Consider the following 1848-nt stretch of genomic DNA (forward strand, 5'->3'; position numbering starts at 1 on the left):
GGCGGCGGTGCTGGCCGGTCAATGGATTGCCGAGCATATATGAGCGGACCGAGCACGACGCTGACCGCCTACTTCGGCGAGCGGCAGCGCGTCGTCGGTGAACCCAGGCGATTTCTGGCCGACGCGATGTTCGACCTGTTCGGCAGCCGTCAGGTGGCGAACAGCGTAATGTTGCGCGGCACAACTAGTTTCGGCCCGAAAGGTGAATGGCGCAGTGACCAGTCGCTGAGCCTCTCCGAGGACCCGCCGGTCACGGTCGCCGCCGTCGACCTCGAACCGAAGATCCGCTCCCTGATCGGCGACGTCACGGCGCTGACCGGTCGCGGCCTCGTGACGCTGGAACGCGCGCGGATGGTGACGCGCGAGCAACCCAGCGGCGGCATTGACAACGAGAACGGAGACTCCGCCAAGCTGACCGTTTACGTCGGCCGGCAGGTCAAGATTGCCCGCATAGCGGCCTACTCCGCGGTGTGCGAGCTGTTGCACCGCCACGGATTCGACGGTGCCACAGTGTTTCTCGGCGTCGACGGCACAACATACGGGCAGCGCTGCCGAGCCCGCTTCTTCAGCCGCAATGTCAATGTGCCGCTGATGATCATCGCCGTCGGGTCAACCAGCCAGGCTTCGGCGGCCCTGACCGAACTGTCCACTGCGTTGCCCGACGCCCTGTTGACCGTCGAACGGGTGCGACTGTGCAAGCGCGACGGGGAACTGTTCGCCCGCCCCCAGGAATTACCGCCCACCGATCACCACGGCCGACCCTTGTGGCAGAAGTTGATGGTGCACACCTCCGAAGGAAGCTCTCACGACGGTGAGCCGATTCACCGCGCCTTGATCCACCAGCTGATGCAGACCCGCACAACCCGTGGTGCCACCGCGCTGCGCGGCATCTGGGGATTCCACGACAACCATAAGCCGCACGGCGACAGGCTATTTCAGCTGTCACGCCGCGTTCCCGTCACCACCATCATCGTCGACACGCCCGAGGCCATCGCCCGCTGCTTTCCCATCGTCGACGAACTAACGGCCCGTCATGGTTTGGTCACCAGCGAAATGGTGCCCGCCGCACTCTCATTGGACGGCTCGCCGCTACGCGCCGAAACCCAACTCGCCGAGCACGACTACTGACACAGGTCGAGTCCCTAATCGGGCATCCACCTGTCGGCCAGTTCGCGCACCCAATCGGCGGCCGCTTTCGCATCGTCCGGTGGCGCCTCGACGAGCACCAGTTCGTCGACGCCGAGACCGGCAAGCGCGCCGACATCATCGGTTTGCGGGGAGCGCAGCGCCACCGCCACCCGCAAATCCCCACGCGCGCGCCCAGATTCAGCACAGAGCCGCTCGAGCGTCTCCAGCCGGTCGGCCACCGCCGCCACACCGTCGAGGTTGAAGCCGTACCAGCCATCCGCCCACGCGGCGACCCGTCGGAGCGCCGCGTCGGAGTTGCCCCCGACCACCACCGGGATTCGGCGATCGCGGACCGGCTTGGGATTGACCCGGATCGCGTCGAACCCGACGAATTTCCCGCGCCACGACGCGACGTCCTCGCGCCACAGTGTCCGCATGGCTTCGACATACTCGGCGGTGCGCGCGGCGCGATGTTCGAACGGCACGCCCAACGCCGCGAACTCTTCTCTCGACCACCCGACGCCCACCCCCAGCGTCAGCCGTCCGCCGCTCAGCTTGTCTAGGCTCGCGGCCTGCTTGGCCACGATCACCGGGTTATGCTCAGGCAGCAGCAAGACGCCGGTGGCCAAGCCGATACGGCTCGAGGCGGCAGCGGCGAAGCCGAGGGCCACCATGGGATCGAGCCAATCCGCCTGGGCGGGAACAGCAATGACGCCGTCG

General features: G+C 66.7%; 2 protein-coding genes. One reads left to right on the plus strand and one right to left on the minus strand.

What is annotated here, in order from left to right:
* Window positions 1-39 precede the first annotated feature (39 nt).
* Complete coding sequence (locus A9W95_RS11620) at window positions 40-1128, plus strand: DUF190 domain-containing protein (RefSeq protein WP_067412363.1); 1089 nt, start codon at window positions 40-42, stop codon at window positions 1126-1128.
* Window positions 1129-1142: 14 nt separating this feature from the next.
* On the opposite strand, the gene A9W95_RS11625 is transcribed toward A9W95_RS11620, so the two are convergent.
* Window positions 1143-1848 (minus strand): TIGR03619 family F420-dependent LLM class oxidoreductase (locus A9W95_RS11625; RefSeq protein WP_067412365.1); only part of this gene is annotated, 706 nt, incomplete at its 5' end.

It is taken from the genome of Mycobacterium sp. 1423905.2 (assembly GCF_001673155.1).
GTDB lineage: Bacteria > Actinomycetota > Actinomycetes > Mycobacteriales > Mycobacteriaceae > Mycobacterium.

Bases quoted from the DNA above. Each gene is read 5' to 3' on its own strand.
- A9W95_RS11620 (WP_067412363.1), top strand. From the start codon at position 40: ATGAGCGGACCGAGCACGACGCTGACCGCCTACTTCGGCGAGCGGCAG.